Genomic DNA, 25,963 nt, shown 5'->3' with positions numbered 1-25,963 from the left:
ATGCGGCCGATGATCAGCCGCATCCGGTCCGGGAGGAGGAGCTCCGCTCCTACATCTCTGCGCTGATTACCTTCTGCGCATCTTCCAGCGAGTACTCGACGTTCGCGACGCCGCCCTTCTCGGTGTTCTCGAGGTTCTCCTCGAGATTGTCCTGGTCGATCCGCAGGAATGGCACCACGAGATCCTTCTTCACGTCCTTGCCATCGAGGATCTGCTGCGCGACCCAGAAAGCCAGCGTGGAAACGCCGGGTGCGATCGACACGGACATCGTCTCGTAGCCGTTCGCGTCCTTCTGCTCCTTCCACCAGCGCAACTCGTCCTCGCGGTTGCCCATGATGATGGTCGGTATCGGGCGGTTGGCTGCGGCAAAGGCCTGCGCGGCACCATAGCCGTCACCACCCTGGGTCACGACTGCGGCAATCTCCGGCAGGCTCGGCAGGATGCCGGCGACTGCACGCTGGGCCACGTCCTGCGCCCAGTCGCCATTGACGGAGCCCGCGACCTTGAATTGCGGGTTCTTCTCGACACCCGCCTGAATGCCTGCGTGAATCTCGTCATCCACGGAGACGCCGGCGAGGCCGCGGATCTCGAGGAGGTTTCCGCCGCCGGGCATCTTCTTGGCGAGGTACTCGATCTGGCTTTCGCCCATCGCCTTGAAGTCCACCGCGATGCGCCATGCACACGGCTCGGTGACAATGCCATCGAACGAGACCACGATGATCCCTGCGTCGCAGGCTTCCTTGACGGCGCCATTGAGGGCGGTCGGAGATGCGGCATTCAGAACGATCGCGTCATATCCCTGAAGGATGAGGTTCTGGATCTGCGCGGCCTGCTCCGTCGCCTGGTTTTCTGCTGTGGTGAACGCATCCGCCGCGGCGACAGTGCCCTGGCTGACGGCCTCCTTGGTGATCTTGTCCCAGCTCGTCAACATTGCCTGGCGCCAGGAGTTGCCGGCGTAGTTGTTGGAAAGCGCAATCTTCTTGTCGGCGGTCTCGGCCGAAGCGGAGACCGGTACGGCTACGACCGCAAGCGCGATCGATGCCAGAAGCATCTTCCTGATGGTCATGATTTCCTCCCTGTGCCCCGCGGGCTCATATATCAGGTCCGCTCCTCAACGGCCCCGTCGACTGATCTTTCTACTGGCGCCCAGGCGTCAGTTTGAAAAGAATGAAGGAGAAGATCGGCCTTGCAAAGGCGTATCCGAGCAAGCTTGATGCGGAGGATCGCGTTAAATATGCGGGATCCCGCAAGACAAGCGTCGCGGGACGGCGCTTAATGAATCTGGCGCCTTGCCCGCGCCGACGCCGACGGGGAGGACGTCGCCAATGCTGAACCCGACGAGAAGCGCGCTCTTCGATCACTACCTTGGTATCTCGCGGCTGCTGGCGGGACAGCTCGATTTCAACTCGATCATTCAGGCGGTCGCGGTCGAGATCGGTCACATCATTCCGCATGACCATCTCGACGTCTGTATCAAGATGATCGACGGAAAGTACCATATCGCCTACGAGAGCGGCCTCGAGACAGCCTGGAGCCAGCATCCCCCGGCCCTGCTGAGCGGAAGCCCGATCCGCAGCCTGCTCTCCGGCGAAGTCGACCATCTTCTCTCCGGCGACGCCTGCACCGACCCGCGCTTTCATTTCGATGGCGCCTTCTCCAGCCCAATCATCGCCCTTTCATTGCACAGCCGGCTGCACGTTCCCTTGCGGGTCCAGGGAGACATCATCGGAGCGCTCAGTTGCTCCAGCCACCGGCTCAACCACTACACCATGGAAGATGTAGAGAATGCCCGCTCGATCGCGGACCTTCTGGCGCCCTACTTCTTCGCCCTGCGTGCAGCGGATCAGGCGAAGCGATCCGCCGTCGTCGAGACGGAGGCGCGTGCACGGGAGGAGGGCCTTCGTCTTGGAGCTCTCAAGCTCACCGAAGCACTCGAAGCGGAACGCCAGAGGATCGGAATGGATCTTCACGATCAGACCCTTGCCGACCTGACAAGACTCGCAAGACGCCTGGAGCGTCTGACGCATCTGCCGGACGTGCCGGGTGAGACGCTGGAACCGGTTTTTCGAAGCCTGCAGCACTGTATGCACGACCTGCGCCAGATCATCGAAGAGGCCAAGCCGTCGGTGCTGCAACTCTTCGGAGTGACCGAGGCCATAGAAAATCATCTCGAGCGCTCGGTGCGGGAGACGGGAGGGCAAATCCGCTGCCAGGTTGTCGACGACAGTTGCACAAGCCTCGCGACCCTCGACCAAACCGTCGCGACGGCGCTGTTCCGCATCGTGCAGGAGGCGATCAACAACGCGGTGCGCCACGGCCAGCCCTCGGAGATCGTTGTGAACCTGCAGAAGGTTGGTAGCGGCCTTTGGGTGATCGTGAACGACGACGGCGTCGGCATCGGACATCCGCAGGAACAGGTCGGTCACGGCATCGACAACATGCGCACCAGGGCCCGCCTTATCGGCGCCCGTTTCGAGATCGGCTGCAGGCCGGATGGCCCCGGTACACAGGTGAAGCTCTGGCTTCCACTGGGACACCCGAGGCAGCAACCGACAGGAAGGACATGATGGAAGTTCTCATCGTCGAAGACGATCCGCTTCACCGTTCGTATCTGCACGACGCGGTTCGCGCTGCCTTGCCCGAATGTGATCTGGTGCTGGAAGCCGAAAACGGCAGGGTCGGGGAAGGTCTGGCACGGCAGCACCGCTCGGCGCACATCGTCATGGACCTGCAGATGTCGGAGCGCAATGGCATCGAGGCTGCCCGGACCATTTGGAAGGAGCGACCGGATACGCGCATACTCTTCTGGTCCAACTATGCCGATGAAGCCTATGTACGAGGCGTGTCGCGCATCGTGCCCGAAGGTGCGGCCTACGGCTATGTCTTGAAGTCGGCCTCCGATGACCGGCTCAAGCTCGCGCTCCGCAGCATCTTCATGGAGGCGCAATGCGTCATCGACCGGGAAGTCCGCGGCATGCAGCAGAAGAGCCTTGGCCACGTCAACGGCTTCACCGATGTCGAATACGAGATCCTGATCGACATAGCACTCGGCTTGACGGACCGCATGATTGCCCGCCGTCACAATCTGTCCCTCAGAAGCGTGCAGAATCGGCTGCAACAGCTCTACGAGAAGCTCAATGTCTATCAACGCGTCGGCGAAGACGTGGAAGAGGGTCGCTATAACCTTCGCGGCCGGGCCGTCGCCGTCGCCTTGCTGCGCAAGCTGATCAACTACAGCGCGCTGGAACGCGCCGAAGCCGAGCTGAATGAGTGGCTGGGGGTCAAGCAGAAATAAGAAGCGGCAGGCGCTGCCGCGACGCGCCGTCACGACGTGCTCTCGAGCTCCTCGAGCATGAACGGTCACGCTAGACCCGCTGTGTGCTCGCCCACGCTGGAAGAGATGGGTTGACTCCGGCCCATAGTGGAATATTCATTCCATTCGTATGAAGCAAGGGACTAGCGCTTCCACCGGAAGCCGGCCACATCGAATTCGGCAACACGGCGGCGCCATCCGCTCGCGGCCTTCCAACAAGAGGACAACATGACACTCAAGTTCGCGCTACTCGGCGCTGGTCGCATCGGCAAGGTGCATGCGCGGGCCATTGCCGGCAATCCAGATGCAGAACTCGCCTTCGTTGCCGATCCCGTCGCGGACGCAGCCAGGGCGATAGCCGAACAATATAGCTGCCGAGTTTCGACGATCGACGAGATCGCCGCCGATCCGACGGTGGATGCGGTGATCATCTGCACGCCGACGAACACCCATGCAGACCTGATCGAGATGTTCGCACGCGCCGGAAAGGCGATCTTCTGCGAAAAGCCGGTAGACCTCGATGTCGCCCGTGCCGAATCTTGCCTCAAGGTCGTTCGCGACACCGGCGCAAAGCTCATGCTCGGCTTCCAGCGCCGCTACGATCCGCACTTCGCGGCGGTCAAGAAGGCCATCTCCGATGGACGCATTGGTGAAGTCGAGATGATCCAGATCGTCTCGCGTGACCCGGGCGCCCCGCCGATGGACTACATCAAGACCTCCGGCGGCATCTTTCGCGACATGACCATCCACGACTTCGACATGGCCCGCTTCCTCCTGGGCGAGGAACCCGCGACCGTCTACGCCACCGGCTCGGTCCTGACCGACAAGACGATCGAAGGCGTCGATTACGACAGCGCCTCCGTCACTCTGACCACGGCGTCGGGCAAGCACTGCACGATTTCGAACTCGCGACGCGCCACCTACGGCTATGACCAGCGGGTGGAGGTGCACGGCTCGAAGGGCGCCGTCTCTGTTGAGAACCAGCGCCCCGTGACGATCGAACTCGCGGCCGGCGACGGCTTCACCCGACCTCCCCTGCACGACTTCTTCATGACCCGCTATGTGGAGGCCTACGCGGCGGAGATTGCCGCCTTCGTTTCCGTACTCAAGGACGGGGCGTCCCCCTCCCCGAGCGGCGAAGATGGCCTGCGCGCCCTCAAACTCGCGGATGCGGCTCTGCGTTCGGCAAAGCAGGGCGTCGTGGTCGTGCTCTGAGGATGTTATGGTCAAGGCCAAGAACAGTTTTGAGATCCTGCGCAGCCGCATCGTCGGTGCGCAGGACACCTTGCCCAAACGCCTGGCGGAAGCGGCAGGCTATGTCCTGGCCAATCCCGACGAGATTGCGCTGGGCACGACAGCCTCCATTGCCAAGGCGGCGCAGGTACAACCATCGACGCTGGTCCGGCTTGCACACCATCTCGGGTACGAAGGCTTCTCCGACCTGCAGCAGGTCTTCCGCGAGCGGCTGATGGAGCGCGCATCCAGCTACGAAGAGCGCCTCAGCCGGCTTGAAGCAAAGGCCTCCCCCGGGACGTTCGACGGCACGGTCATGCATGGCTTCATCGATGCGGCGCGAAACTCCGTGGACAAGCTCTCCGCGCAGGTGACGGATGCGGAATTCGCCAAGGTCGTGACGGTGCTGGCACGCGCTCGCACCATCTATCTCATCGCCCGTCGGCGCTCCTATCCGCTCGCCGCACATCTTGCCTATGCGTTCGGCAAGCTTGGCATCCGCGCCATCATGGTCGGCTCCACGAACGGGATAGATGAGGAGATAGCCGACATGGCGCAGGCCGACGATACGGCCTTCATCTGCTCCTTCGCGCCCTATGCCTCGGACACCGTGGACCTGGCAGCGCGCCTGCACGACCGTGGTGTGCCGATCGTATCGCTGACGGACTCTCCGCTCTCGCCTCTCGCTCCATTGTCCAAGGTCTGGCTCGAGATCGCAGAGAACGACTATGCGGGCTTCCGCTCGATCGCCGCATCCATGGCGATCGTTTCCGCCTTGCCGGTGGCGATCGCCGAGCGGCGCCGACACATGCAATGAGAACCTAGGGAGACACCGACGTCATGCGGAAGCAAAGCACGAAGCCGCTCGACCTCATCACCATAGGTCGCTCATCGGTCGATCTCTACGGCGATCAGGTCGGAGGGCGGCTTGAGGACATGCGCTCCTTCTCCAAGTATATCGGGGGCAGCCCCACCAACATCGCTGCGGGCTCGGCGCGGCTGGGCCTGAAGTCGGCGGTGATCACCCGGGTCGGCGATGAGCACATGGGGCGCTTCATCCGCGAGCAATTGGTCGCGGAAGGCGTCGACGTGACAGGGGTGAAGACCGATCCGGAGCGGCTGACGGCACTGGTGCTTCTGGGTATCAGGGACGAGCACAGTTTTCCGCTGATCTTCTACCGCGAGAACTGCGCCGACATGGCGCTCTGCGAAGACGATATCGACGAGGAGTTCATCGGCTCTGCGGCTTGTGTCTGCGCCACCGGAACGCATCTCTCCCATTCGCGCACGGAAGCCGCGGTCCTGAAGGCCCTCGACCTCGCCCGCAAGCATGGCGCCAGAACGGCGCTCGACATCGACTACCGCCCCAACCTCTGGGGCCTCGCCGGCCATGGGGCGGGCGAGAGCCGGTTCATCGAATCCGGGGCGGTGACCGCAAAACTGCAATCTACGCTCCACCTCTTCGACCTTATCGTCGGGACCGAGGAGGAGTTTCACATCGCCGGAGGCTCGACCGATACCATCGAAGCGCTGCGCAACGTGCGCAAGGTCTCGTCCGCCACCCTGGTCTGCAAGCGCGGGCCTATGGGCGCCGTCGCGTTCGAGCGCGAGATCGCCGACACGCTGAACGAGGGCCGCTCGGGGCCAGGCTTCCCGATCGAAGTCTTCAACGTGCTGGGCGCAGGCGATGGCTTCATGTCCGGCCTGCTGCGCGGCTGGTTGAGAGACGCAAGCTGGGAGACGGCGCTGACTTACGCCAATGCCTGCGGCGCGTTTGCCGTTTCCCGCCATGGCTGCACGCCCGCCTATCCCTCATGGGAGGAACTGCAGTTCTTCCTGAAACGAGGCGTCAAGCGCCCGGACCTGCGCAACGATCCGGCACTGGAGCAGGTCCATTGGTCCACCAACCGCAAGGGCGACTGGGCGCAGATGCGGATTTTCGCCTTCGACCACCGCATGCAACTTGAGACGCTTGCGGAGGAGGCGGGGGCGGAAACGAGCCGGATCGGTCAGTTCAAGACGCTTTGCCTGCAGGCCACCTTGAAGGTTGGGGAGGGCCGTCCCGGCTACGGCATACTTTGCGATGACCGCCTAGGCCGCAAGGCGCTGCATGCAGCTACCGGCACCGGGCTCTGGGTCGGCCGGCCGACCGAGTGGCCGGGATCCCGACCGCTGGCGCTGGAACCGGATCTCGGGCCGGACTGCGGCGGCTTGGACGACTGGCCAAGGGACCACGTGGTGAAGGTCCTGTGCTTCTGCCATCCCAGCGACAGCCCGGAACTGCGCCAGGAGCAGGAGGAGACGCTGCTTCGCCTCTTCGCCGCCGCCCGACGCAACGACCTGGAGTTCCTGCTGGAGATCATCCCCTCCAAGGCCGGTCCGGTAGACGATCGGACAACCGCCGATCTCATCCGTCGCTTCTATGAGATCGGGATTTACCCTGATTGGTGGAAGCTGGAGCCGATGTATTCGCCCGCCGCATGGCAGGCGGCCTGCCAGGCTATCGAGGAAAACGACCCGCATGTCCGCGGCATCGTGATCCTGGGCCTTGATGCACCGGAGGCGGACCTGCAGCAAAGCTTCCGGGCGGCTGCACAGTTCGACCTCGTCAAGGGCTTTGCCGTCGGGCGCACGATCTTTGCCTATGCTGCGCGACGCTGGCTGAAGGGCGAGATCAGCGACGCCGAAGCAATTGCCATGATGCAGGAGCGCTACGGCCGCCTCTGCCGGATCTGGGACGAAGCCCGGGCCGCAGCAGAGGAAACAGGCGCCACATACGCCGGAGAGACAGCATGAAGACGATCCGACTGACTGCGGCACAGGCCGCCATCCGCTACATCGCGAACCAACTGAACGAGGACGGCGAACCCTTCATCGCCGGCTGCTGGGCCATCTTCGGACACGGCAACGTGGCCGGCATCGGCGAGGCGCTGCACAGTGAGCGCGAACGCCTCCAGACCTGGCGCGGCCACAACGAGCAGACCATGGCGCATACTGCAATCGCCTACGCCAAGCAGCTTGGACGACGTCGGGCGATGATGGTTACGTCATCCATCGGCCCCGGTGCCACGAACATGGTGACCGCGGCGGCACTGGCGCATGTCAATCGGCTTCCCGTTCTTCTCATGCCAGGCGATGTCTTTGCCGGACGCGGACCGGATCCCGTTCTGCAGCAGGTCGAGGATTTCGATGACGGCACCGTCTCGGCCAATGACTGCTTCCGCCCTGTGAGCCGCTACTTCGACCGGATTATGCGGCCGGAGCAATTGCTGACGGCCCTGCCCCGGGCCTTCCGGACGATGACGGATCCTGCCGACTGCGGACCGGTCACCCTGGCCTTTTGTCAGGACGTGCAGGCCGAGGCATACGACTGGCCCGAGGACTTCTTCGCGCACAAGACATGGCGCATCCGGCGCCCTCAGCCGGATCCTGTCGAAGTCCGAAAGGTTGCCGACATCCTCAGGACGGCCCGGAACCCGGTCATCATCGCCGGCGGCGGCGTGCACTACGGACAGGCACATGCCGACCTGCAGGCGTTTGCCGAACGCTTCGCCATTCCGGTCGTGGAGACGCAGGCGGGCAAGTCCTCACTTCCCTGGGATCACCGGCTCAACTTCGGCCCCGTCGGCGTGACCGGCGCATCCAGTGCGAACGCCGTCTGCGCTGATGCTGACGTCGTTCTAGGCATCGGGACGCGTTTCCAGGACTTCACCACCGGCTCCTGGGCCCTCTTTAACAATCCCGACCGCACGCTGATCAGCCTCAACGTCCAGGCCTATGATGCGGCAAAGCACGGTGCCGAGCCCTTGTGCGCAGACGCCGCGGTGGGGCTTTCTGCCCTTGCGGAGGCTCTCGGTGACGCTCGCTTCGCCGCACCCGATCCTGCGCTCAAATCGGACTGGTTCTCGGCAGCGGACAGGGTCACCGACGCGCCGGAGCCGGAGGAAAACGCGCTGCCGACCGATATGCAGGTTATCGGCGCAGTACAGCGTTCGGCAGGTCCAGATACCGTGGTGATGTGCGCCGCCGGCACCATGCCGGGAGAACTGCACAAGCTCTGGAAAGCCGGCCGGCCGATGTCCTATCACATGGAATATGGCTACTCCTGCATGGGCTACGAGATCGCCGGGGCAATCGGGGTAAAGATGGCGGAACCGGATCGCGATGTGATCTGCATGATCGGCGATGGGTCCTACATGATGGCGAACTCTGAACTGGCGACCGCCGTGATGATGGACATCAAAATCACGCTCGTACTCACCGACAATCGCGGCTTTGGATGCATCAACCGGCTGCAGATGAGCACGGGTGGTGAGCAGTTCAACAACCTTCTCGACCACGCCCAGCACGTCAATCCCTCTCGCATCGACTTCGCCGCCCATGCCGCCTCCATGGGTGCCGAGACGCGCAAGGTCGCTACAATCGCGGAACTCGAGGCCGCGCTCGTCGAAGCACGTGAGGCGCCCGGACCCGTCGTGGTCGTCATTGACACCGATCCCTATCCGTCGACGGAAGCAGGCGGCAGTTGGTGGGAGGTCGCAGTCGCGGAGGTCTCGGCCCGAGAACCCGTACGAAAGGCGCGCGAGCGCTACATGGAAAACCTCAAGCGACAGCGGGTCAACTGAGGCTCAATCTCCCATAAACATGAAGCACAACAACATGGCCGCCCCGCGCGGCAAAGGATAAGCAGATGAGTGTCAAGATCGGCATCTCCCCCATCGCCTGGCAGAACGATGACCTGCCGGATCTCACCGCCGCCTACACCATGGAACAGGCGCTTAAGGAGGCGCGCGAAATTGGCTATACCGGCGTCGAGCGTGGCCGCCGCATGCCGCAGGACACGGAGGGCTTGAGGCTGTTCCTTGAACGGTTCGACATCGCGCTTTGCGGCGGCTGGTGTTCCGGCAATCTCCTCGTCTCCGATGTCGCCATGGAACAGGCGGCAATTGCCCAGCAGGCCGAGCAATTCGCGACGCTGCGGGCGCCCTGCATCGTCTACGCCGAATGCTCCAACACGGTGCAGGGGCAGATCGGGGTGCCCGTCAACGACCGGCCCAAGCTCTCCCGCGATGAGGTGTATGCCTATGGCCGAAAGCTGACGGAGCTTGCCAAATGGACGGCTGGCCAGGGCGTCACCCTTTCCTATCACCACCACATGGGCGCCTTCATCGAAGACCAGGAAGACATCGACTGGCTGATGGAATCCTCCGGGCCGGAAGTGACCCTCTGCTTCGATACCGGCCATCTCGTCTTTGGCGGCGGCGACATTGCCAAGACCATGGATCGCTGGGGCGACCGCATCCATCACGTCCACTTCAAGGATATCCGCCCCGACGTCGTCCGGGACGTCAGGGAGAACAACCGGAGCTTCCTCGACGCGGTCGTCGCCGGCGCGTTCACCGTGCCTGGCGATGGAGCGATCGACTTCCTCGACGTCGCACAGCGGCTGAAGGGCATGGACTATCACGGTTGGATCGTCGTGGAGGCCGAGCAGGACCCGTCCAAGGCGCCGCCTTATGACTACTCGAAGATGGGTTACGAGCACATCCTTGCGGTTTGCGCCAAGGCCGGGCTTAAGGTTGCCGGTCGCGATTGAGCAGACTTGCCACGACAACGCTGAAGCGCCGCTCACATCGCCAGATGGAAGGAAGAACGAATGTCGGAACTCTTGATCAAGCCATGTGGCACAACCGGAAAACTGCACGACATAACAGTGGAGAATGCAAGGACGGCAAAGTCGCCGGACTGGTCCTATGTCGGCTTCGGGCTTTACCGACTGAAGGCGGGGGAACGTGCCGAGGAAGCGACGGGTGACAGGGAGGTCATCCTCGTGCTCGTCGAAGGCAAGGCAGAGATCGCGGCAGGGGATGCAAGCCTCGGAGTCCTTGGCGAGCGGATGAACGTGTTCGAGCGCAAGAAGCCGGCCTGCGCCTATATGCCGAATGGCAGCAGATGGACCGCGATTGCCGCGACCGACTGCACGCTCGCCGTCTGCACCGCACCTGGGAAGGGAAGCCACGAGGCGCGGGTGCTCGACGTGCCGGATCTCGTGACGCGCGGCAAGGGCGCCAATACGCGTTACATCTTCCCGATCGCCATGGAGGAATCGAATGTCGCCGACAGCCTGCTCGTGACGGAAGTGTTTACGCCGGCCGGCAACTGGTCATCCTACCCACCGCATCGCCATGACGAGGACCGGTTTCCGGAGATGACCTACCTTGAAGAGACCTATTACCACCGCCTGAACCCCGACCAGGGGTACGGTCATCAACGTGTCTTCACCGAGGACGGGACGCTGGACGAGACGATGAGCGTCTCCAATCACGATGTCGTTCTGGTCCCGAAAGGCCACCACCCTTGCGCTGCTCCTTACGGCTACGACATGTACTATCTCAATGTCATGGCCGGCCCTCTCCGCAAATGGCGCTTCCAGAACCATCCGGACCATGACTGGATTGCAAAGCGCGATGCTTGAATCCCGCTCGGCAGTGCCGTGCTCCCTATCGGAGCGGCAGCATTGGTATCCGTCGGGACAGGCCGCGCCTTGTCCGTAGTCGAGATGGAAAACCCATTCAGCCGGCGCGGACTGTTTTGCGCCAGATCATTTCGGCGTGCAGTGTCAGCAGGGACCCTTCACCAGAGGCCACGTTGTCCCGCGCGCCGAGCCAACTGACGGTTTCGAGAGCAATCTCATCAACCGGCTGGGCGAAGGTCGTCAACTCATAGGAGCCCCAGGAGGCCTGTTCGATATCATCGAAGCCCACGATACAGATGTCAGCGGGTATGGAGAGGCCGAACTCCTGTCGTACGCCATCCATGAACCCGCAGGCTATCAGATCCGTGGCGCAAAAGACTGCGTCGGGGCGTTGGTGTCCGGTCATCATTCTTCGCGCGACCGCACGGCCGCATTCGTATCCGGTAGCGCCCTGCCGTTCCACCAGAACCGGAAGCCCCCGTGCCGCGGCGGCCGCCACGAACCCTGCTTCCCTCGCCATCAGGCTGGGTGTGCCCGCCGCGGAGTTGGCGAATGCGAGGTGCCGGCATCCCGCCCTCCAGAATGCCTGGACGGCGGTCTGCGCCGCCACGGCGTCGTCGAGATTGATGCGCAGAATGCCTTCCTGCTCTTCGTCCCGGTTGATGAGCACGAGCCGCTGGCCGTTCCTGAGGCAAAGGTCGATGATGGACCTGTCCGGCATGCCGGACAGGATGATCGATGCTTCGGCCCGGTAGCGTATCGCCTGCTGGAGTGCACGATCGACACTTCCGTCGGAGCGATCGGTGTTGATTACCATGGCAACCCGCCCGGAGTTCTGAAGTCGGTCTGTCAAGGTGCGGAGCAGGCTCGACCGATAGGGCGTGGCGAGGTCCGAAACAATCAGGCAGACAATGCCGCTTTCCCGACGCGTGAGCCCACGGGCGAGGTGATTTACGTGGTATCCGAGTTCTTCTGCCGCCTGCAGGACCCGTAGCCGCGTTTCCTTCGAAACGCTGGCCCCCGGCGTAAACGTGCGCGACACCGCCGACCGCGAAACGCCAGCCTTGGCCGCCACCTCCTGGGCACTTACGTAAACTTTTCGGCTCAACGTCGTTCCGATCTGCTTCTTGCACGGGAGTGCACGGGTCTCGTAGCACGCCAAACCTTAATTGTGGAGCGTTACGGTTTGACAGCAGGCAAATTATCATGCAGCATTTGCACACGCTTGCAAAGCGGCGGACGTGGAGGCGTCTGTACACCGGAGGAGACCACATGAACTCGATCAAGTTGATCGCGGCAGGGCTTGCCGCGAGCGCATCGCTTATTGCCTTCAACGCCAAGGCGGATGGCAGTCTCAATCTGATCTGCTCGGCAGACGTCGTGATCTGCGAACAGATGCAGGGGGACTTCCAGAAGGAAACCGGGATCTCGGTTAACATGGTCCGGCTCTCGTCCGGAGAGACCTACGCCAAGATCCGGGCAGAAGCCCGCAATCCGAAGACGGATATCTGGTGGGGCGGTACGGGAGACCCTCATCTCCAGGCTGCGGCCGAGAATCTCACCGAGGAATACAAGTCGCCTATGCTTGGCGAATTGCAGGACTGGGCTGTCAAGCAGGCAGAAAGCGCAGACTACAAAACGGTGGGCATCTATGCCGGTGCGCTGGGCTGGGGATACAACACGGAGATCTTCGCGTCCAAGGGGTGGAAGGAGCCGAAATGCTGGGCCGATCTGCTGGATCCCGCGCTGAAGGGTGAGATCCAGATGGCGAACCCCAATTCGTCGGGAACTGCCTACACGGCTCTCGCCTCGCTCGTGCAGATCATGGGGGAGGATGAGGCGTATGACTACATGGAGAAGCTGAACGCCAACATCTCCCAGTACACCAAGTCTGGTTCCGCGCCGGTGAAAGCGGCAGCGCGCGGGGAAACCGGGCTCGGCATCGTCTTCATGCACGACGCAGTGTCCCAGACAGCAGAAGGCTTCCCCGTCAAGTCCGTCGCTCCTTGCGAAGGCACAGGCTACGAGATTGGCTCCATGTCGATCGTGAAGGGCGCGAAGAACGTCGAGAACGCCAAGAAGTGGTATGACTGGGCACTTTCTGCGCCGGTGCAGTCCCGAATGAAGGACGCCAAATCCTTCCAGCTACCCTCCAACAAGAGCGCGGAAATCCCCAAAGAGGCACCGCGCTTCGAGGACATCAAGCTGATCGACTACGACTTCAAGACCTATGGCGAGCCCGAACGGCGCAAGGCGCTCCTTGAGCGCTGGGACAGGGAGATCGGCGCCAAGGCGAACTGACCTCTACCGCCTCATCGGCGTGAACCGCAGGTTGCCGGTTGAGAAACCGGCCACCTGCACGCAATCTCGCATAAATCGGCGCGGCAGGAAGTCTCATGACAACTAGTGATCGTCGACTGGACTGGGCCCTGGGGCTTGGTACCGTCGCCCTTCTCCTCCTTCCCTGGTACCGGATCGAAGGCGGCTTTCTTGGGTTGTCATGGCTGCCCGACTTCCCCGGTGGCACCGATGTCGCCCCTGGCCTTCTTCAGGCCGTTCTTCACGGCCGCTGGTGGTTGGCCATCGCGCTTCTTCTGCTCGTAGCTGCCATTTTGGTGCGGAGCCTTCACCGCCAATCGGAACAACGTGGCCGAATGCTGACATGGATCGGGGCGCTTGGCATCCTGTTCCTTGCCCTGCAGGGCCTGGCGATCGGCTTTTCGGGTTGGTCCTGGACAATTACCGAGACAATTTTCGGAACGCTTTCGACCGGGCAGCCCTCCATGGGTGCCGGCGCGATCACAGTCTCGATCGTCTTCATCCTCATCTTCTCCTTCGGCCGCGCGGAATGCGGGGTGATGAAGGGCGACGCCTTCGTCGTTAGCGCAATTACGCTGCTGGTCTTCCTGGTCGCCGTGTTCGTCTTCTATCCGATCGCCAGCATGTTTGCCGGAGCCTTCCAGGACTTCGACGGATCCTTCAATCCCGACGGCTTCCTCGGCAATATCGTCGATCCCTCCATCTGGAGCCTGAACTGCGTGATCGGCGAAGGACGCTGCGGTGTCGCGTGGCGAACCTTCTTTCTTGCGATCATGACCGCGACCGGCTCGACCCTTCTCGGTCTTGCCTTCGCTCTCGTGGCAACCCGGACGGGGTTCCGATTCAAGAAGGGCCTGCGGCTCCTCACCATCCTGCCGATCATCACGCCACCCTTCGTCGTCGGCCTTGCGCTGACGCTGCTGTTCGGCCGCGCAGGGCTCGTCACCGTCGGGCTCTCCGACATGTTCGGGATCGAGCCCAGTCGCTGGCTTTACGGCCTGACCGGTATCTGGATCGCACAGGTCCTGTCATTCACGCCGATCTCCTTCCTGGTCCTGATCGGGGTCGTGGAAGGCGTGTCCCCCTCTATGGAGGAAGCCTCGCAGACGCTGCGGGCCGACCGCTGGCGAACCTTCTGGCACGTCTCGCTCCCACTGATGAAGCCAGGCCTCGCGAACGCCTTCCTCATCGGCTTCATCGAAAGCATGGCTGACTTCGGGAACCCTCTGGTGCTTGGCGGCAGTCACGGCGTGCTCTCCACCGAGATATTCTTCGCAGTGGTCGGCTCCCAGAACGATCCCTCGCGCGCAGCGGTGCTTGCGATCATCCTGCTCTGCTTCACGCTGTCGGCCTTCCTGGCCCAACGTCTGTGGCTGGGCAAAAGAAACTTCGCCACCGTAACGGGCAAGGGCGACAATGGTGTTCACGCCGCCCTGCCCCGTTCTGTCGCGATCGGCGTCCACGCGATCGTGATTCCCTGGGCGATGTTCACGATCGTGGTCTACGGCATGATCATCGCCGGCGGCTTCATGAAGACCTGGGGCTTGGACAACAGCTTCACGCTCGACCACTATGTCCGCGCCTTCTCCATCAGCTTCACAGGCGAAGGCATCGCCTGGACCGGCGTGGCATGGAACTCCTTCTGGACAACCATGAAGATCGCCCTGATCTCCGCGCCCCTGACGGCAGCCGTCGGCTTGATGACGGCCTATCTCATCGTCCGCCAGCGGTTCGCCGGACGAGAACTGTTCGAGTTCGCCCTGATGATGAGCTTCGCAATTCCGGGGACCGTCATCGGCATCAGCTACATCATGGCATTCAACCTCCCGCCGCTCGAGATGACCGGTACGGCAGCAATCCTGATTGCCTGCTTCGTCTTCCGCAACATGCCGGTCGGAGTGCGCGGCGGAGTGGCCGCTATGAAGCAGCTCGACCAGAGCCTCGACGAAGCCTCCCTGACCTTGCGAGCCAACAGCTTCCGCACACTGCGCAAGGTGATCCTGCCGCTGCTGCGGCCGGCAATCACGGCAGCGCTCGTCTATTCCTTCGTTCGCGCAATCACCTCGATCAGTGCCGTCATCTTCCTGGTAAGTGCCGAGCACAACATGGCGACGTCCTACATCGTCGGGCTGGTGGAAAATGGTGAATACGGCGTCGCCATCGCCTATTCCTCAGCCCTGATCGTGGTGATGATTGCGGTCATCGCCATCTTCCAGTTCCTGGTCGGCGAGCGTCGCCTCCGCCGCACCAATCGCATCGCCGGCTCGATGCCCCTTTCGGTCGCGAAGGAGAAGACAGCATGAAGACTCCCGGCTCGGTGGTATTCCAGAACGTCAAAAAGAGCTTCGGTTCGTTTACCGCTATCCACGACCTGTCGATCACGATCGAGCCGGGCACCCTGGTGACACTGCTTGGCCCCTCGGGCTGCGGCAAGACCACGACGCTTCGCATGCTGGCGGGCCTGGAGCATCCCAGCGCCGGCCGCATCTTGATTGGCGGGAAAGACGTGACGATGCTGCCGGCGAACGAGCGTGACGTCTCCATGGTGTTTCAGTCCTACGCGCTCTTCCCGCACATGACGGCTCTCCAGAATGTCGCCTACGGCCTCGGATCATCAGGCGTTAAGCCAAACGAGGCGCGAGAGCGGGCCGAAGAGGGGCTGGCGCTCGTCGGCCTCGCCGGAATGGGCGATCGGATACCGGCTGAGCTCTCGGGTGGCCAGCAGCAACGGGTCGCCGTCGCCCGCGCACTCGTACTTGAACCACAGGTTCTGCTCCTCGACGAACCTCTCTCCAACCTGGACGCGCGACTGCGCCGTCGCGTGAGGACCGAAATTCGCGATCTGCAGCAGAGGCTCGGCTTCACCGCCGTCTATGTCACGCACGATCAGGATGAGGCCCTTGCAGTCTCCGACCGCATCATCGTCATGAAGGACGGTCGCGTCGAACAGGAAGGTGCCCCGCGCGCCCTGTATGAGGCGCCTGCTTCCTCCTTCATTGCCGACTTCATGGGCGAGGCTAACGTCATGTCATGCGATGTCATCGGCATTGAAGGCGACGACGCGCTGATCCGCCTGGGAGCGTTGACGCAGCGAGTGCCGAGACGCGACGTTGCCCAGCCGGGCGAGGCGAAGCTCGCGGTGAGACCCAATGCCATCATTCTGGAACCCGCCGATGATGCCCCCTTCGGCGGCGTCATCACCCACGCCGCCTATTTAGGAGGCCATGTCGAGTATGAGGTGGAGACGGCAGGCGGCAGCCTGTTCGTGGTGGATCCGGCCGTGGACCGTATGCTGCCGGCATCGACGCCCGTCTCCGTAGCCTTCAGGTCCCGTGGCATTGCCATCATCACCCGCTGACCGACAGCGGCACAACCCGAACGAGGAACTCATGACCTCCCATGCCACAACCGGCTATGAAGCCCGGCAGAGATTTGCCGAGAACGTCGCCCGCAAGGCGGGTGCCCTCGCGCTCGACTACTTCCTGCGCAGAGAGACGCTTGTCATCGAAACCAAGAAGGACCCGCAGGACGTCGTCTCGATCGCCGACCGGGCCGTGGAGACGCTCATCCGGGAGCAGATCGCCGAAGCCTATCCCAAGGATGGCGTGCTTGGAGAAGAGTATGGAATGGCCGAGAGCAGTTCCGGCTTCACCTGGGTAATCGATCCCATCGATGGCACGAGCCCCTTCGTCAACGGGATGCCGACCTGGTGCGTGTCGATCGCACTGCTCCACCAAGGGGAGCCGGTCGTCGGCGTGATTGCCGCTCCCTGTCAGGACGAATTGTATTCGGCCGCCCATGGCCTGGGGGCTCGACTGAACGGCACCCCCCTCCGAATCGATGGCTCCCGGACGATACGCAATGCCGTCACCGGGGTCGGCGCAAACCATCACGTTCCTCCTCGCAGGGTCGCGGATTTCGTGGAGGCATTATTGACGCAAGGCGGCACCTTCATCCGCAATGGATCGGGTGCGCTCATGCTCGCATACGTCGCTGCCGGACGCTTGGTCGGCTATTACGAGCCCTACATGCATGCCTGGGACTGCCTCGCCGGATATTGCCTTGTCCGCGAGGCCGGAGGGTGGTTCTTGCCCTTTCCGGTCGAAGGCGAGCGCCTGACCAAGGGCGCGCCGGTGTTGGCCGCCGGTCCCGGGGCCATCGAGGATCTGCGGACATTGGCACACCTCTGACAAGGCATGCCGACCAATCGTCTCTATGCGGATACTCGGAAAAGATGCACACACCGTTCTTTGCGGCTTCTTAGCTCTTGGCGGTCTCGGCCCGTCCGAAGCTATAAGATCTTGTCGAGCACCGAAGCCAGTTGGTCCTGGGAATAGGGCTTGGCCAACCTGGCGACGTCCATCTCCACGCCCGACGGCAGGTCGGCATAGCCGGAGGCGAGCAGGATCGGCAGTCCCGGCACGCGTTCACGGGCGGCCTTCGCCAGTTCCGCACCCGTCATGCCGGGCATGGAATAATCGGTGATCAACAGGTCGAAGGTGGCGCCCCCGTCGATCAAGGCGAGCGCCTCCTTTCCGGAATGAGCTTCGACGACCTGGTGGCCGAGATCGCTCAGCATGTCGGCCGAACTCATGGCGATCAGGACATCATCGTCGACGAGAAGGATCCGCTTTGGCCCGGCATCATCCCGAGGTCCTGCCGGCGCGACATCCTGCGCATGGTCCTGAACGTCCGCAGTCGACACAGGGATCCACAGTTCCGCGGTGGTTCCCTGACCCGGCGCGCTTGTTAGCGTCAAACGGCCGTCCAGTTGGAGTGCCAACCCATGCACCATGGAAAGGCCGAGGCCGGTGCCCTTGCCGAGTTCCTTGGTGGAAAAAAACGGCTCGACCGCCTTCTGCAGCGTTTCGGCGTCCATGCCCAGCCCCTGGTCGATCACGGAGAGGACGACATAGCGGCCGGGTGCAAGCATATCCGATCCCGCCGGCTGCTCCGCCTCCTTCAGTTCGATCCGGATCGTTCCGCCATCCGGCATTGCATCGCGGGCATTGACGGCGAGGTTGAGGAGGGCGAGCTCGACCTGGTTGGCATCGGCGGAGACGGGCGGGAGGCGTTCCGGAACGGCCACCTCTATGGCAATCCTGGAGCCGACCGACCGTTGCAGGAGATCCTCCATTTCCGTCACCAGCCCGGCAAGGTTGACCGGACCCACCTGCAGGTCCTGCCTGCGGGCGAATGCCAGCAGCCGCTGGGTGAGCGACGCGCCGCGCTGGGCGCCCTGCAGGGCTCCGTCGATCAGCCGCGTTGCCTTCGCATCGCCGGCAACATGCTTGCGCAGGAGCTCGAGGTTGCCGAGCACCGCCATCAGGAGATTGTTGAAGTCGTGGGCCACCCCGCCGGTAAGCTGGCCGATCGCTTCCATCTTCTGGGCCTGGCGAAGCTGCTCCTCCGCCCGTTCCCGCTGGCTGACCTCGGCCAGCACGAGCCTGTGCGCCTCCTGCAGCTCACGCGTCCGCTCCGCCACGCGTTCCTCGAGCATCTCGTTGAGATGACGCTGCTGTTCTTCCGCCTGCAGCCGCTCGGTGATATCGGCCGAAACCCCCACCAGCTTGATCGGCTTGCCGGTGCGGTCCCGGTGGAGCTGGGCACGGATTTCAGCGCCATGGACCGAACCATCAGGCCACACCGTACGGTAGGCGATGGCATAGTCTGCACCCGTTTCGATCGTCTTGCGCACCGCCTCCTGCATACGCGTCACATCTTCGGGATGGATCGATTGCAGCAAATCCTCGTAGGTGAAGCCGTCTTCGGGGCCGCGGCCAAAGATCCCCCTGCAGGTCGCCGACGTGGTCAAGACGTTGGTGGCGAGATCGAGCTCCCAGGCGCCGAGGCGGCCGGCCTCCAAGGCCGTCTGCAGACGACGCTCCCCTTCGTCCAGCGCCTCCATGCGGGCACTGGCCTCGTATTGGCGCCGTCGCGCCCGCATTGCGGAACGGACGACACTGATGAATGTCGTCGGGTGGAAGGGCCGCTCGACAAAACTGACATTGCCCAGGACTTCCGACAGACGGGCAGCGGCGGGGTTGCGTTCAGGACCACCGCCGCGGGCCGTCAGAATGATAAACGGAAGATCGGACCAGCTCGGCTGGGTCTCGATCCACGAGACAAATGGACGAAGATCGACCGACCGCAACGCCTCTTCGGTCATCACGGCGAAGGCGACGTTCTCGTTCAGCCCCGCAACCAGCGCGTCCAGTGTCGAGGCAATCCGTGCGGGCAGCTCCGCTTCCTGTAGCAACGCCGCGGCGATCTGCGCATCGCGGCCCAGCGGAGCATGGATCAGGCCAATGACATCACGCTCAGGAATTGGCGCCATCCTCATCGAGTGTCTGCAAAAGGGGCTGTCGGTCCCCCACGAAGATAGGGACACCACGCAGGATGCCCTGGAATCCTGAAAGCGGCTCGCCCAGCGTCAGTCCGTTACTGCCGATCGTGTACTCGCGGATCGTATCTTCGTGCTGCCCGGTCCGCTTCTTGATCACCGAGATCGCTCGGCGGACGCGACCTTCGGCCTCGAAGTAGCGCAGCAGGATGACCGTGTCTGCAAGATATGTCACGTCCACCGGCGATTTCATGTCGCCGACGAGCCCGTGCTGCGCCACGGTGATGAAGGTGTTGGCACCCTGCCTGTTCAAATATTGCAGCAGCTCGTGCATGTGCAGGATCAGTGCGTTTTCCTCGGGCATCGCAGCCTGATAGCCGTTGATGCTGTCGATCACCACGGTCTTGGCGTCGAAGCTCGCTACCCTGTCCCTTACCCGCTGGGCAAATTCGCCGGGCGACAACTCGGCCGCGTCAACCTGTTCGATGTGGATCAGCCCCTTGTCGAGCAAGTCCTCAAGGTCAAGCCCCATCTCCTTCGTGCGGGAAAACAGCAGGCCTAATTCCTCGTCGAAAATGAAGATCGCGGCCCGCTCCCCACGCCGGATGGCGGCTTCGACGAACTGTAATGCGAAAAGGCTTTTGCCGGTACCGGCAGGGCCGATCAGCAGCGTACTGGAGCCGCGGGCGATGCCTCCGCCGAGAAGCGCGTCGAATGCGCTGATGCCACTCGCCAGCGAGGAGCGCTCGAACCCCGACCTGTGCTCGACAGCGCGCAGCCGCGGGAAAACGGCGACGCCGCCGGTCTTGATGATGAAGTCATGGTAACCACCGCGAAAGGACTGGCCGCGGTACTTGAGAACCCGGAGCCGTCGACGCTCGGAGCCGTAGTCCGGGGCAAGCTGCTCCAGGTGAATGACACCATGCACGACGCTGTGGACGGTCTTATCCATCGCTTCGGAGGTCATGTCGTCCAACAGCAGCACCGTCGCATCGGAGCGGGAGAAGAAGTGCTTCATTGCAAGGATCTGGCGGCGATAGCGTAGTGAGCTCTGCGCCAGCAGCCGGATTTCGGAGAGGCTGTCAATCACCACCCGATGGGGCCTCACGCGCTCGAAGTTTTCAAAGATGAGTTTTGTGGTTTCGCCTAGTTCCAGGTCGGAAGAATACAGGAGGCTCTGCTGCTGGTCGGCATCGAGCAGGCTTTCCGGCGGAACAAGCTCGAAGATCTCCACCTGATCGCCAATATCCTTCCCATGCGAGAGCGCACTGTCACGCAGTTCTTCCTCGGTCTCCGAAAGCGTGATGTAGATACAGCGCTCGCCGATGCTTCCGCCTTCCAGAAGGAACTGCAATGCGATCGTCGTCTTCCCCGAGCCTGGCGCCCCTTCGAGAAGAAAGACGTGACCGCGGGAGAGCCCACCGGACAGAATGTCGTCCAGTCCCTCCACCCCGGTCTTTGCTTTCGCGCTTGAACTGTCTGTCATACATCCTCCATCGCGGCCTATGAAATAGAGTGAATGCCCTAAATTGTTAAGGGAGACGTTCAAAGCAGGAGATTCGTTCCGAGGCTGCCCATGATTGCGGACTCTGACAGCAGCGGAACTTGCAGTTGCGTTATCGCAGTCCCTCTATTCCATGCGGTTCCAAGTGCGTGCGATAATCGGGAAGTACAGTGGCGCTTTGACCTAGTGTAGAGGAGAGGTATGTACGAAGCGGGTTGGCGAGAATTCGGCAGGAAATTCCCTCACGTCTGATCTTCATCGAGAAGCGCATTTAGCGGAGCCGGTCTCTCCGGCAGGAAGGACGCGTGGCGCAGGACCACCCACAACACCTTTTGTCAGAGCCCCCCAATCATTTGGCCGAGGCCACCGGCCACTCCTCATCGACGTCGACGACCACCGTCTCGTGCTTCTCCTGCCAGCTGTCGACGCCGCCGGGGAACCAGTGGACGCCGGTATAGCCGTTCGTCACCAAACGCTTGCCGGCATTCCAGCTCCCCCAGCATCGCGGCTGGCAGAAGACCACGATTGGCCGAGCGTGGTCACCTTGGGTCAGTTCTTCCACGCGCCGGAAGAATGCCTCTTCCTGTGCCGCCTCAAGGGTTGCCGCTCCCGCGCCGGGGAGCCAAACGGCCTTCGGAATGGAACGATGAGTGGGCAACCATAGCCGATCCTCCGAGAACCCTTCAGGCTTCTTGTCGGCCGGGCCAACATCCACCAGGAGCGGATCCCTTGGCAGTAGGGCCTCGAGACCGGCCAGATCGATCACCACGGTGCCCCGCAAGGTGCTGGGGGTCTCGCTCCGCATCGGCCCCGACCACAAACCTTCCGGCTCCATCACCTCCGCGAACGTGCGACTTCCACCGGAGGCAGCCAGAGCCACGGCGACGGCAAGCAAGAGGAAAAACCGTGAGCTTCCCCGCATGTCCCTGCCCTTAATTGGTTGCCAGCGGGACGTCGAAGCTCTCCTCCCACGCTCCACCCTTGTTGTCGGACGCAACCACCCGGATCGGCGCCTGGTCTGCCGGCTCGAAGCTGAAGCCGATGGCGGGATTGGTGGAGAGCGAAATGTCACCGGTCACTTCGAGCACGGTCCGGTCACCCTGAGAGACAGTTACCTTCTCCACATAACGCGGCGGCGTGTAGAGGCGGGTGAGCTGGTTCATCTGCATGCCGCTGAAGTTTGGGTGGCGGATCATCAGGGTCGCTTCCGCAGGCTTCCCCTGCTGGACATTTTCCGCGAACTTCATCCGCATCTCGCCCATGCCCTTCATCGCTTCAGCGTCACTCGGGCCGGAAGGGGCAGAGCACCCACCGGACGCTTTCACGAAGACAGCGTTGGAAAACAGCTTTCCATCCGTCGTTTCGGCAACCGCGTGAATGTTGGTATAGGTGTCGACGCGCACACGCAGGTGCAGCGCGCCTGCATCGGCGCCCGGACCAAAGATGACATGGGCGGCCAAGGGAATCGGGTTTTCGTCAATCACAAGATAGACCGACTTGATCTTGTCCTTCTCCGGCATCGTGAGGGTGATCGGCACGAGCGCCGCATCCTGCGCGCGCTTCGGCGCATCGATCTTGATCAGCGAGTGCGTCGGGACCACCTCGCGGTTCCCAAAAATGTAGTCGGCGATCTGCTGCCAGCGTTCTTCGCGCTCCGCGTCCGCTTCGGACGCATGTACGCCGGGCGCGGAACCGACGCAGAACATCGTCAGCAGAGCCGTTGCAAAGGTTCGTCGCATCATCGGCATCATATTCTCCTCCCTGCGTTAGGTGAGACTATTCCCATTCAAGTTCCTTGTAGGCCTGGATCACGTTGCGCGCATGATAGTCGCTGAACAGCGCCCAACCCGCTCCTTCCCCCGCAGCGACCCTTCGGCTGGCCTCGTCTATCGATAGCCCCTCCTCGATTGCCTTTCGGGTCTCCTTATGGAGAGCTGTCAGGTAGCCTATCTGTCTGTCCATAGCCGCTTCAAAATCCACGATCGCCGGACCGTGGCCCGGCACAACTCGAACCGCGCCGACCCCCCTCAACCGTTCCGCTTCCGCCAACCATCCCGACAGGCTGCCGTCGAGTGAAGGCACACGATCGACGAAAAGCAGGTCTGCCGGAAAGAGCAGACCGGACGACAGGTCGAGCATCGATAGGTCGCAGTTGGTATGTGCCGTCCGATGCGCCGTGATCTGCAGGCGGCGGTCGCCGAGGTCAATTTCCGCCACATCGTGGACCTCCAGCGTCGGATAGATGATGTCGCCGACATTCTCCGCTCCGAGGACCTCCGCAAGGCGCTGCCGGTAATAGCTTCCGCGCGCATCCAGGGCAGCCTTCAGGGCATGATGACCGACGAACTGAGGCTGCTCCTCGACAAAGGCAGCAGCGCCGAAACAATGGTCGGGATGGACATGTGTCAGGACCACATGCCGGATCGGCTTGCTGGTTCGCTCCCTGACCCGCGCCTTGAGCCACTCCCCATCCGCCAGGCTGCCGCCGGGATCGGTGACAAGTACGCTGTCGCGTCCGACGATGAACCCGACATTGGCAATCCCGCCCTTGTTGGCCGGCGACACTTCCTCATGGGGCGCCTCACGGATGAAGACACCGTTACCGAGTTCCTTCAATCTCCCACATTGAGTGCCGAACCCAATTCGGGGGAAACAGCACAGACAGAGACCCAGGGCCAAGGCTTCACGGCGTGTGAAGCGCCCGCCGGTGGCTGACTGTCCGGCACAGTCGACGGGATCACAGCTTTCGATCGACATGTTCTAAAATATCACGTTCACCGGCATTCCGGTAGCGCCTTTGCAGCCCAACAGCGCGCGGCAGTCTCGGGAAGCAGTCCGGCTCGGGCTGCGCGGCTCAGGCGTCGGTGAGACGAACGCCGCCTGAAAGCCACACCTCCCCTGCGCCGTCCGGAGGACCCGGTTCGCCTCAGTGCTCTCCCGTTCTGCCAGACCGAGGGGCGATGAATGGTAACAGCCGTGATCACTGGCTGCCGGTCAGATGCTTGTCCGACAGCCAGTGTTCCTCTGTACTCAGGCCGCCAGTGCTCCGGACTTCTTCGCCACCCAGCTGGCGACGTAGTCCATCAACGCCGGCGAGAGGCAGTCATAGGGCTCCAGCCCCAACTCCCGCAGGCGTGCCCGGATCGCATCCATTTGACTGGGATCGACACCAGCCTCGATGATCGAGGACACGAAAGCCGCAAACTCCGGAGGCGCCCAGCCCGACTCCTGGAAGCGCTCCGGATGCACGAAGTCGAGCCCCTGGAAGGCGTGCTCCCTCTCGACCGGCCCGTACATATGGACGCCGCATTCGCGGCAGGCGTGACGCTGGATCAGCGCGGAACTGTCAACGACCTGCAGCTTGTCTCCATTTTCAAGTACCGTCACCTTGTCGTGGGGCACGACGGCGACGACCGAGAAAACGACTCCTTTCGGCTTCCAGCATTTCGTGCAGCCACACACATGATTATGTGCGACCTGCCCTTCGATCTTCACCTTGACCGGCCGGTCCGTGCAGGCACAGACGAGCGTCCCGCCCGAAAAGCCGGGATCGGCCGGCTTGATACCATTATCCACGGCCGGATGTATGCGGATTGCACTTTCCATGGCATGCCACCTCCCCTGTTGAGCCGAAGCAAGGTCCGCTTTCCGGACTGCCTTCGACGTTGAAGCCGCGCGCCGGCCGCCTCCATCAATAGACGACGACGCTCCTGATGCTCTGTCCGCCATGCATGAGCTCGAAGCCCTTGTTGATGTCCTCCAGTCCCATGGTGTGGGTGATCATCGGGTCGATCTCGATCTTGCCCTCCATGTACCAGTCGACGATCTTCGGCACGTCGGTGCGCCCGCGCGCGCCACCGAAGGCCGTGCCCATCCAGGTACGGCCGGTGACGAGCTGGAAGGGTCGGGTGGAGATCTCCTGGCCGGCACCGGCCACCCCGATGATGACCGACTTGCCCCAGCCGCGATGCGAGGCCTCCAGCGCCTGGCGCATGACCTTCGTATTGCCGGTGCAGTCAAAGGTGTAGTCGGCACCGCCGATCTGGTCGGCGCCGCGCTTCGTCATGTTGACGAGGTAAGGGACGATGTCCTCGCCCACCTCCTTCGGGTTGACGAAATGGGTCATGCCGAAGCGCTCGCCCCACTCCTTCTTGTCGTTGTTGAGGTCGACGCCGATGATCATGTCGGCGCCGGCAAGGCGCAGGCCCTGGATGACGTTCAGGCCTATGCCACCAAGCCCGAAGACGATCGCGGTCGAACCGATCTCCACCTTGGCGGTGTTGATGACGGCGCCGATGCCGGTCGTCACGCCGCAGCCGATATAGCAGATCTTGTCGAAGGGAGCGTCGGGATTGACCTTGGCGACGGCGATCTCCGGCAGGACCGTATAGTTGGCGAAGGTCGAGCAGCCCATGTAGTGGTGCAGCTTCTCGCCGTTGATGGAAAAGCGCGATGTGCCGTCCGGCATGACGCCCTGGCCCTGGGTGGAGCGGATGGCGGTGCACAGGTTCGTCTTGCGCGAGAGGCAGGAGGGGCATTCGCGGCATTCGGGGGTGTAGAGCGGAATGACGTGGTCGCCCTTCTTGACCGAGGTGACGCCCGGGCCGACATCGACCACGATGCCTGCACCTTCATGACCGAGGATCGCCGGGAACAGACCCTCGGGGTCGGCGCCCGACAGCGTGAAGTCGTCGGTATGGCAGATGCCGGTCGCCTTCACCTCCACCAGCACCTCGCCCGCCCGAGGCCCCTCGAGCTGAACCGTCATGATCTCCA

The 25,963-nt window shown here is 62.6% G+C and carries 21 protein-coding genes; 12 read left to right on the top strand and 9 right to left on the bottom strand.

Features of this window, described 5'->3' with window-relative positions; genetic code table 11:
• Nucleotides 1-49: 49 nt before the first annotated feature.
• Nucleotides 50-1,066 carry an ABC transporter substrate-binding protein gene (locus tag ACEPP2_RS17510; RefSeq protein WP_077545965.1) on the bottom strand — a complete coding sequence of 339 codons (1,017 nt, stop codon included), beginning with the start codon at nucleotides 1,064-1,066 and terminating at the stop codon, nucleotides 50-52.
• A gap of 259 nt (nucleotides 1,067-1,325) precedes the next feature.
• Between ACEPP2_RS17510 and ACEPP2_RS17505 the strand changes: the two genes are divergently transcribed.
• The 8 genes from ACEPP2_RS17505 (at nucleotide 1,326) to iolB (ending at nucleotide 11,021) form a co-directional block, all read left to right on the top strand.
• Nucleotides 1,326-2,567: a GAF domain-containing sensor histidine kinase gene (locus ACEPP2_RS17505; protein ID WP_077545966.1), complete on the top strand. Its 1,242-nt coding sequence runs from the start codon at nucleotides 1,326-1,328 to the stop codon at nucleotides 2,565-2,567.
• Entirely contained in the window at nucleotides 2,567-3,295 is a 729-nt protein-coding gene (locus tag ACEPP2_RS17500) for a response regulator transcription factor (protein ID WP_281978636.1), read from the top strand. Before ACEPP2_RS17505 ends, ACEPP2_RS17500 begins: the two co-directional genes overlap by 1 nt.
• Nucleotides 3,296-3,541: 246 nt before the next feature.
• A complete protein-coding gene (iolG, locus tag ACEPP2_RS17495) occupies nucleotides 3,542-4,528 on the top strand; it encodes an inositol 2-dehydrogenase (RefSeq protein ID WP_077545970.1) in 987 nt (328 codons plus the stop codon).
• 7 nt (nucleotides 4,529-4,535) lie between these two features.
• Nucleotides 4,536-5,363, top strand: a complete 828-nt coding sequence (locus ACEPP2_RS17490) for a MurR/RpiR family transcriptional regulator (protein WP_077545971.1) — start codon at nucleotides 4,536-4,538, stop codon at nucleotides 5,361-5,363.
• 23 nt (nucleotides 5,364-5,386) lie between these two features.
• Complete coding sequence (locus ACEPP2_RS17485) at nucleotides 5,387-7,342, top strand: bifunctional 5-dehydro-2-deoxygluconokinase/5-dehydro-2-deoxyphosphogluconate aldolase (protein ID WP_395517334.1); 1,956 nt, start codon at nucleotides 5,387-5,389, stop codon at nucleotides 7,340-7,342.
• Entirely contained in the window at nucleotides 7,339-9,171 is a 1,833-nt protein-coding gene (gene iolD, locus ACEPP2_RS17480; protein WP_395517333.1) for a 3D-(3,5/4)-trihydroxycyclohexane-1,2-dione acylhydrolase (decyclizing), read from the top strand. Before ACEPP2_RS17485 ends, iolD begins: the two co-directional genes overlap by 4 nt.
• A gap of 65 nt (nucleotides 9,172-9,236) precedes the next feature.
• Nucleotides 9,237-10,142 (top strand): myo-inosose-2 dehydratase, encoded by a 906-nt coding sequence (gene iolE / locus ACEPP2_RS17475; RefSeq protein WP_281978622.1) that lies wholly within the window; start codon nucleotides 9,237-9,239, stop codon nucleotides 10,140-10,142.
• 60 nt (nucleotides 10,143-10,202) lie between these two features.
• The gene (gene iolB, locus ACEPP2_RS17470; protein ID WP_395517332.1) at nucleotides 10,203-11,021 is read left to right on the top strand and encodes a 5-deoxy-glucuronate isomerase; all 819 of its coding nucleotides are present in this window, start codon (nucleotides 10,203-10,205) and stop codon (nucleotides 11,019-11,021) included.
• 97 nt (nucleotides 11,022-11,118) lie between these two features.
• Here the strand turns inward: iolB and ACEPP2_RS17465 are convergent, their stop codons facing one another.
• Nucleotides 11,119-12,129, bottom strand: a complete 1,011-nt coding sequence (locus ACEPP2_RS17465; RefSeq protein ID WP_281978624.1) for a LacI family DNA-binding transcriptional regulator — start codon at nucleotides 12,127-12,129, stop codon at nucleotides 11,119-11,121.
• A 164-nt stretch (nucleotides 12,130-12,293) separates the two neighbouring features.
• On the opposite strand from ACEPP2_RS17465, the gene ACEPP2_RS17460 reads away from it, so the two are divergent.
• The 4 genes from ACEPP2_RS17460 to ACEPP2_RS17445 all read left to right on the top strand — a co-directional run bounded on the left by ACEPP2_RS17460 (nucleotide 12,294) and on the right by ACEPP2_RS17445 (nucleotide 17,530).
• Nucleotides 12,294-13,322 (top strand): ABC transporter substrate-binding protein, encoded by a 1,029-nt coding sequence (locus ACEPP2_RS17460; protein ID WP_395517331.1) that lies wholly within the window; start codon nucleotides 12,294-12,296, stop codon nucleotides 13,320-13,322.
• A 95-nt stretch (nucleotides 13,323-13,417) separates the two neighbouring features.
• Entirely contained in the window at nucleotides 13,418-15,643 is a 2,226-nt protein-coding gene (locus ACEPP2_RS17455) for an ABC transporter permease (protein ID WP_395517330.1), read from the top strand.
• On the top strand, nucleotides 15,640-16,698 hold the full coding sequence (locus ACEPP2_RS17450) for an ABC transporter ATP-binding protein (protein ID WP_152339084.1): 1,059 nt from the start codon (nucleotides 15,640-15,642) through the stop codon (nucleotides 16,696-16,698). Before ACEPP2_RS17455 ends, ACEPP2_RS17450 begins: the two co-directional genes overlap by 4 nt.
• 31 nt (nucleotides 16,699-16,729) lie before the next feature.
• Nucleotides 16,730-17,530, top strand: a complete 801-nt coding sequence (locus ACEPP2_RS17445; protein WP_395517329.1) for an inositol monophosphatase family protein — start codon at nucleotides 16,730-16,732, stop codon at nucleotides 17,528-17,530.
• 101 nt (nucleotides 17,531-17,631) lie between these two features.
• Here ACEPP2_RS17445 and ACEPP2_RS17440 read toward each other — a convergent pair whose 3' ends face one another.
• The 7 genes from ACEPP2_RS17440 to ACEPP2_RS17410 all read right to left on the bottom strand — a co-directional run.
• On the bottom strand, nucleotides 17,632-19,677 hold the full coding sequence (locus tag ACEPP2_RS17440; protein WP_395517425.1) for a hybrid sensor histidine kinase/response regulator: 2,046 nt from the start codon (nucleotides 19,675-19,677) through the stop codon (nucleotides 17,632-17,634).
• Nucleotides 19,661-21,169 (bottom strand): ATPase domain-containing protein, encoded by a 1,509-nt coding sequence (locus ACEPP2_RS17435; protein WP_395517328.1) that lies wholly within the window; start codon nucleotides 21,167-21,169, stop codon nucleotides 19,661-19,663. The genes ACEPP2_RS17440 and ACEPP2_RS17435 overlap by 17 nt, the downstream gene beginning before the upstream one ends.
• Before the next feature lie 367 nt (nucleotides 21,170-21,536).
• A complete protein-coding gene (locus ACEPP2_RS17430) occupies nucleotides 21,537-22,109 on the bottom strand; it encodes a rhodanese-like domain-containing protein (protein ID WP_395517327.1) in 573 nt (190 codons plus the stop codon).
• Between the two features lie 10 nt (nucleotides 22,110-22,119).
• Nucleotides 22,120-22,938 carry a quinoprotein dehydrogenase-associated SoxYZ-like carrier gene (locus ACEPP2_RS17425; RefSeq protein WP_395517326.1) on the bottom strand — a complete coding sequence of 273 codons (819 nt, stop codon included), beginning with the start codon at nucleotides 22,936-22,938 and terminating at the stop codon, nucleotides 22,120-22,122.
• A 25-nt stretch (nucleotides 22,939-22,963) separates the two neighbouring features.
• On the bottom strand, nucleotides 22,964-23,803 hold the full coding sequence (locus tag ACEPP2_RS17420) for a quinoprotein relay system zinc metallohydrolase 2 (RefSeq protein WP_395517325.1): 840 nt from the start codon (nucleotides 23,801-23,803) through the stop codon (nucleotides 22,964-22,966).
• A 414-nt stretch (nucleotides 23,804-24,217) separates the two neighbouring features.
• Nucleotides 24,218-24,793, bottom strand: coding sequence for an S-(hydroxymethyl)glutathione synthase (gfa, locus tag ACEPP2_RS17415; protein WP_052640081.1), 576 nt, complete (start codon nucleotides 24,791-24,793; stop codon nucleotides 24,218-24,220).
• Between the two features lie 85 nt (nucleotides 24,794-24,878).
• The coding region (locus tag ACEPP2_RS17410) for an S-(hydroxymethyl)glutathione dehydrogenase/class III alcohol dehydrogenase (RefSeq protein ID WP_395517087.1) at nucleotides 24,879-25,963 on the bottom strand (1,085 nt) is incomplete at its 5' end.

Origin of the sequence: Pseudorhizobium flavum (genome assembly GCF_044142885.1) — a bacterium.
GTDB lineage: Bacteria > Pseudomonadota > Alphaproteobacteria > Rhizobiales > Rhizobiaceae > Neorhizobium > Neorhizobium flavum.
Note: the sequence above shows the minus strand (reverse complement) of the source record. Positions and strands in the feature narration are given on the sequence as shown.